Annotated in this window: 5 protein-coding genes; all 5 read left to right on the forward strand. The window is 38.6% G+C overall.

Annotation, left to right across the window (positions count from 1 at the left end):
• Positions 1–529 precede the first annotated feature (529 nt).
• The 5 genes from EUBHAL_RS13200 to EUBHAL_RS13220 all read left to right on the forward strand — a co-directional run bounded on the left by EUBHAL_RS13200 (position 530) and on the right by EUBHAL_RS13220 (position 6,606).
• The gene (locus EUBHAL_RS13200; protein ID WP_005350950.1) at positions 530–763 is read left to right on the forward strand and encodes a FeoA family protein; all 234 of its coding nucleotides are present in this window, start codon (positions 530–532) and stop codon (positions 761–763) included.
• A complete protein-coding gene (gene feoB / locus EUBHAL_RS13205; protein WP_005350953.1) occupies positions 760–2,769 on the forward strand; it encodes a ferrous iron transport protein B in 2,010 nt (669 codons plus the stop codon). Before EUBHAL_RS13200 ends, feoB begins: the two co-directional genes overlap by 4 nt.
• Before the next feature lie 269 nt (positions 2,770–3,038).
• A complete protein-coding gene (locus tag EUBHAL_RS13210; RefSeq protein ID WP_022170586.1) occupies positions 3,039–3,467 on the forward strand; it encodes an NfeD family protein in 429 nt (142 codons plus the stop codon).
• A gap of 84 nt (positions 3,468–3,551) precedes the next feature.
• Positions 3,552–4,511, forward strand: a complete 960-nt coding sequence (locus EUBHAL_RS13215; RefSeq protein ID WP_005350958.1) for an SPFH domain-containing protein — start codon at positions 3,552–3,554, stop codon at positions 4,509–4,511.
• Between the two features lie 151 nt (positions 4,512–4,662).
• Positions 4,663–6,606, forward strand: coding sequence for an LTA synthase family protein (locus EUBHAL_RS13220; RefSeq protein ID WP_167534409.1), 1,944 nt, complete (start codon positions 4,663–4,665; stop codon positions 6,604–6,606).
• The last annotated feature ends 54 nt before the right edge of the window (positions 6,607–6,660 follow it).

Genomic DNA, 6,660 nt, shown 5'->3' on the forward strand with positions numbered 1-6,660 from the left:
GCGGTTCTTTTTTCGTATTTTTTGAGCAATCCGACAAAACTTTTACGGCGGCTTTTTGGATGGAGCTAGAATTTTATTTTGCCTGCGGCAAAATACTATTAACAGAAAAAGGAAGATATGCTTTCAGCGACCAACAGCCGAAAACATTCTTCCTTTTCCCGTTATGCAAAGTATAGTGATTAATCCTATTCAGAATACATGAAATGAATTAATCTGACTATATTATAATACATTTTTAGAAAAAAAGCGATAGCAAATTAAAAAAATAATGCAAAAAGGACAGTTTTTTATTTGCTTCAGAAATAAGAGACAGTTTGGGTAATGTGAATAAAGTCATATATGATAATACATTCTCAATTAGCTTGATAATGTTGAAAAAGATTCTCATTAAGGCTATACTAGAGTTAATTGCTACTTATATGGAAGTGTTCAAAAATAGAGTTTGGATGTTCATATGAGATTTATATAATTTATATATTTATATAGATAGAAGTAATTAAAACTAACGATAACTACAGGAGGAAGAAATATGACTTTAGCACAATTACCTGTGGGAAAAGAAGGAGTTATTGAGACGGTAGGCGGAGAGGGAAATCTGCGCTGTCGTTTTTTAGATATGGGCCTTATTCCAGGGACAAAAGTGAAAGTGCTTAAAATGGCACCGATGGGAGATCCCATACAGATTCATCTTCGCGGATATGATATTACGATTCGAAAAGAGGATGGAGAGAAGATAGTATTAAAGGAGGGATCTGTCCAGTGATTTTTGCTTTAATTGGTAACCAGAATTGTGGAAAGACGACGCTATTTAATCAGATGACAGGTTCGAATCAGCATGTTGGTAATTTTCCCGGTGTAACAGTAGATCAGAAGATGGGAAAGTTTACTACAGCTTCAGTGGATGGGACAGTGGTAGATCTTCCGGGAATTTATTCTCTCCGTCCCTATACGAATGAGGAAATTGTCACAAGAGATTTTCTTTTGAAGGAGAAACCAGACGGGATTATTAATATAGTGGATGCAACAAATATTGAGAGAAATTTGTATTTGACACTGCAGCTTATTGAGATGAGGATTCCGATGGTACTTGCCTTAAATATGATGGATGAGGTCCGAAATAATGGTGGTTCTATTAATGTAAAAGAAATGAGCCGTCTTTTAGGGATTCCGATTATTCCGATCAGTGCGATTCGGAATGAAGGTGTGGGAGATTTAATACATACTGCTTACGAAGTTGCGGAAAATAAACAATATCCAAAAGTCTATGATTTTTGTACGCCAGGCCCGGTGCATCGCTGTATACATGGTTTGTATCATCAATTAGAAGACCATGCCAGCCGAAGCGGGATGAATGGACGGTTTGCAGCGGTGAAAGTAATTGAGGGTGATGAGGATATTATTGAACGTCTGAAACTCTCAGAAAATGAACTTGAAATGATGGAGCACAGTATTATTGAAATGGAAAGAGACCGTGGACTTGACCGTAATGCGGCAATGGCGGACATGCGCTATAGCTTTATTGAAAATATTTGTGAGCAATCAGTAGTGAAATGTCAGGTCAGCAAGGAATATGAGCGAAGTGTGCAGATAGATAGTGTGCTCACAAACCGCTATCTGGCATTACCAGTATTTGCAGGCATTATGGTATTTATTTTCTGGATGACATTTGGCCCGTTTGGTTCATTTTTAAGTGATGCATTAAGTGCAGGAATTGACTGGGTTTCAAGAGAAATAGAAATACTACTCACAAACTATGGAATTAATCCAGTGGTAAAAAGTCTTGTAATTGATGGAATATTTACAGGAGTAGGAAGCGTACTAAGCTTTCTTCCAGTTATTCTGATTCTGTTTTTCTTCTTATCTATATTAGAAGATACAGGATATATGGCGAGAATTGCCTTTGTTATGGATACATTTCTCCGTAAAATTGGTCTTTCTGGAAGAAGTTTCGTACCGATGCTGCTCGGATTTGGCTGTTCTGTACCAGCAGTAATGGCAAGCAGAACTCTTTCTTCAGAAAGAGACAGGAATCTCACGATCATGCTTATTCCATTTATAAGCTGTTCGGCAAAAATACCAATCTATACCGTATTTACAGCAGCATTTTTCCCACATAGAGGCGTACTTGTTATGTCCTGCCTCTACTTTGGCGGAATCGTAATTGGAATTTTGATGGCATTAATTTTCAAAAAGGTTTTATTTGCCGGAAAGCCAATGCCGTTTGTCATGGAACTTCCGAATTACCGTTTTCCTTCTTTAAAAAGCGTTTTACTTTTAATGTGGGAAAAGGCAAGGGACTTCTTAGAAAGAGCATTTACGATTATCTTTCTTGCATCAATGATTATCTGGTTTCTACAGACATTTGACAGCCGGTTAAATGTTGTGACAGACAGTGCAAACAGTCTCCTCGCCATACTTGGCCATTTACTTGCACCAATCTTCAAACCACTTGGATTCGCAGACTGGAGAATTTCTACTGCCCTTGTAACTGGAATCACAGCAAAAGAAGCAGTAGTATCCACACTCAGCGTATTATTAGGAACCAATGCAGCCCATGTATCTGCCGCCCTCGGTACTTTATTTACCGTTCGTTCTGCAGTAAGTTTCCTCGTTTTCACACTATTGTATACACCTTGCGTAGCAGCAATTGCCGCCATTAAACAGGAAATGCATTCTACGTTGAAAACGATAGGAATTGTCATCATGCAGTGTGGCGTGGCCTGGCTCACAGCATGGCTGGTATATATTGGTTCTGGAGTGATTTTGTAAGTGTAAGACAGACGAAACCGAAGAAGGAAGCCACCAAAAGAATCATATAACCTTTATCTGTGACCTCAGAGCAAGTGTTGGATGCGAGCGCATGGAGCGAACGTTCAACATACCGCGACTAATGGCACAGATAAAGGTTATATGATTTTTTTTTGAGCGTCTGCTTGATAAATTAAGAAAATTTATGTTTACTTCTTATAGTGGATAAGATAAAATAGGGATAAACACACAGATGGAAATATTCTACTGTGAAGAAAGGTGGTGGAAGTATGACTGTAATGTATTGGCTAGGAGCCGCAGCAATCTTTGTTGTAATTGAGATTATCACAATGGGTCTCACAACAATATGGTTTGCCGGTGGAGCTTTAGTAGGTGCAGTGATGGCTGCTTTTTCCCTGCCATTATGGAGTCAGATTATCGCATTTGTGATTGTGTCAGTAATTCTTCTTATTCTGACAAGACCGTGGGCATTGAAGTACCTTAACAGCAGAACGGTTCGGACGAATGCAGACAGTCTGATCGGACAGACAGCACTTGTAACGCAGGACATTGATAACCTCAATGCGAAGGGGCAGGTGAAAGTCGAAGGACAGATATGGACAGCGAGAAGTATTTCCGATGATGTACAGCTTCATGAAGGACAGAAGGTCATGATAGAATCTATTTCCGGAGTGAAGGTAATTGTAAAACCGATTTAAAAATATACTCTTGGAATTTTTCTGTATTTGATTTTGTAAGAAGAATCCAAGAGTATATAAGGAAAAACAGGAGGTGTAACAAGTATGGCTGGAACTATTTTTATGATTATCATTATATTGTTAATCGTGTATATCGTAACATCCTGCGTGAGAATCGTACCGCAGGCACAGGCATATGTTATTGAGAGACTTGGTGCATATAATGGAACATGGTCCGTTGGAATGCATTTTAAAGTGCCATTTATTGACCGTGTTGCAAAGAAAGTTCTCTTAAAAGAGCAGGTTGTAGACTTTGCACCACAGCCGGTTATCACAAAGGATAATGTAACAATGCGTATTGATACTGTTGTATATTACCAGATTACAGATCCTAAGCTTTATGCTTACGGTGTAGATAATCCGATTATGGCGATTGAGAATCTGACAGCAACAACATTGCGTAATATTATTGGTGATCTGGAACTTGATTCCACTCTGACATCCCGTGAGACTATTAATACAAAAATGCGTGCGACATTAGATGAAGCTACAGATCCATGGGGAATCAAGGTAAATCGTGTGGAACTTAAGAACATTATTCCACCGACAGAGATTCAGAATGCGATGGAGAAGCAGATGAAGGCAGAGCGTGAACGTCGTGAAGCTATTCTTCGGGCAGAAGGAGAGAAGAAGTCTTCTATTCTTCGAGCAGAGGGTCATAAAGAGTCCATGATTCTTGAAGCGGAAGCAGAAAAAGAAGCAGCGATCCTTAATGCGGAAGCGAAAAAGGAAGCGACAATCCGTGAAGCAGAAGGTCAGGCAGAAGCGATTCTTAAAGTACAGAGAGCAACTGCAGACGGTCTTAGAGCCATCAGAGAAGCCGGAGCAGATGAAGCAGTTATCAAGTTGAAATCTCTAGAAGCATTTGAGAAGGCAGCAGATGGAAAGGCAACAAAGATTATTATTCCTTCTGAGATTCAGAATCTTGCAGGCCTCGTTACTTCTATTAAAGAAGTAGCAGCACAGCCAGAGGCAGTAGAAAAAGTAGATACCACCGCGAAGTAGAGTGTGCAGATTGCAGAAATGATTTTTCAAACACGCTTTAAGGCAGAAGCCGGATGATATAAAAGTACTATCAGAGAAATCTCATCAGGAGTTTTGAGTTTGTTCCAGAACTTTGATGAGATTTTCTTATTTTAAAAAATTGGGAAAAACTATGAAAACAATAATCAAAAAGCTACTGGCTCACTACTGGTTAGTGTATCCAGTATTAATTTTAAAGATGTTTATATATTATTGGCAGACGAAGCGGCTGGATATGCTTGGTATTTATGATGTGCCATTATTAAGTCTGTTATTTTTATTTTGTGTATTTGAGGCATTTTCTTTTAAAGAAAGTAAACCCAGACGATATGGATTTTATATTGTATACACATTAATTACGTTAATTATGATGGCAGATGCAGCGTATAGCAGCTATTTTGGAAAATATGTATCTGTCAACCAGCTTTATCAGATTACAAGCCTTGGACAGATTGCAGGAGATGGAGATGTGATTGGAGCGAGTGTAAGTCCGTGGTGTTTACTGACTTTGATTGACTATCCTTTTGTTTTATATTGGTATCGCCTGCGCAATAAAGGTAAAAAAGGAATGCTTGATGAACTGGCAAAGTGCTGGCCGGAAAAGTTTCATTTTAAAAATGTGTGGAAAGAAAAGAAATTTATGTTATCTCTGATAAAGAGTGCATTGCATATCATTATTTACATTGTGGCAATCTGTGCGTGGTATTACTATGGATTGAATCCACAGAATCTTCGCTCAGTTCAGCAGGTAAACCACATTGAATTTTTTACCTACCATACGAATGATATAGTAGTAAATGTAGTCGGCAAGTTAAAAAGAAGTTCTGTTGACGAGAAAGCCATTCAAAAGAAGATGAAGAGCATTGTGCCAAAGTCATCTGGGACAGCCTATAAAGGTGTGGCAAAGGGAAAGAATCTGATATTGATACAGACAGAATCTTTTAATAACTTTGTTATTGGGGCAACATATAACGGTCAGGAAATTACCCCGAATCTGAATAAATTATTGAAAAAGGATACTATTTATTTCAACCATTTTTATTCAACAACCGGTGTGGGAAATACATGTGATGCAGAATTTTCAGCGTTAAACAGTTTATATCCGAATGACATCAGAGAGTGTTACCGAATGTATGTGGATAATACATATAACGGTCTTCCATGGATGTTCCGGGAAAAGGGATACAGTGCAATGGCGTTTCATGGTTATGTAAAGACGTTCTGGAATCGAAGCGAGGCATACAAGAATCAGGGGTTCCAGCATTATTATTCGGAAGAAGAACTGAAACAGACTCAGATTTCTGGCTTTGGAATTACCGACAAGGAGATGTTCCGCCAGGCAGTTGATATCTTAAAAACAAAGCAACAGCCATTTTTCAGCTTTATGATTACACTCACAAACCATATTCCATATGAATTGGATCAGTCGCTGGCAAGCCTTAAACTAAAAGACAGTGATGTGGGAAGTACTTTTGGTAATTACCTTCAGACCGTCAGATATACGGATGAATCCTTTGGAAAGCTGATAGAATATCTCAAAAAAAATGATATGTACGATAATACAGTAATCGCTATTTACGGCGATCATCAGGGAATGAATAAAGAAACCCCGTCCGTTCAATGGAAAATGACAGATTTCCTCGGAAAAGAATACGACTATGATGAGATGCTGAATGTTCCGTTCATCATTCATATTCCAGGATTAAATGAAAGTAAGGTAGCAGACACTGTTGGTGGCGAAGTAGACATTATGCCAACAATTGCAAATCTTATGGATTTAGATACAAAACAGCCCTATGTATTCGGACATGATTTATTGAATGCAGACGAGGGATTTGTAGCTCAGATATCCTATGTAGGAGAAGGCTCCTTTATCACAAGCGATGATAACATGCTATTTACAATAGGAAAAGACGGAACTGTAGCAAGTGGGCGTTTAATGTCTCTCCTGGATGGCAGCCGGAAAAATATCAACGAAAAACTCTGCCAGAAATATTCCGACCGTGCTCAGAGTCTTATAGACACTTGCAAGGAGGTGCTGGATAATAATCTGATAGCTAATTATATAACACATTAGATTTACTATTTAATTCATTAAGAGACAGACGCCCGGGAAGAGAGAAGATATCCT

The sequence above is a fragment of the Anaerobutyricum hallii DSM 3353 genome (assembly GCF_000173975.1).
Taxonomy (GTDB): domain Bacteria; phylum Bacillota; class Clostridia; order Lachnospirales; family Lachnospiraceae; genus Anaerobutyricum; species Anaerobutyricum hallii.

Bases quoted from the DNA above. Each gene is read 5' to 3' on its own strand.
- EUBHAL_RS13220 (WP_167534409.1), top strand. From the start codon at position 4,663: ATGAAAACAATAATCAAAAAGCTACTGGCTCACTACTGGTTAGTGTAT.
- EUBHAL_RS13210 (WP_022170586.1), top strand. From the start codon at position 3,039: ATGACTGTAATGTATTGGCTAGGAGCCGCAGCAATCTTTGTTGTAATT.
- EUBHAL_RS13200 (WP_005350950.1), top strand. From the start codon at position 530: ATGACTTTAGCACAATTACCTGTGGGAAAAGAAGGAGTTATTGAGACG.
- EUBHAL_RS13215 (WP_005350958.1), top strand. From the start codon at position 3,552: ATGGCTGGAACTATTTTTATGATTATCATTATATTGTTAATCGTGTAT.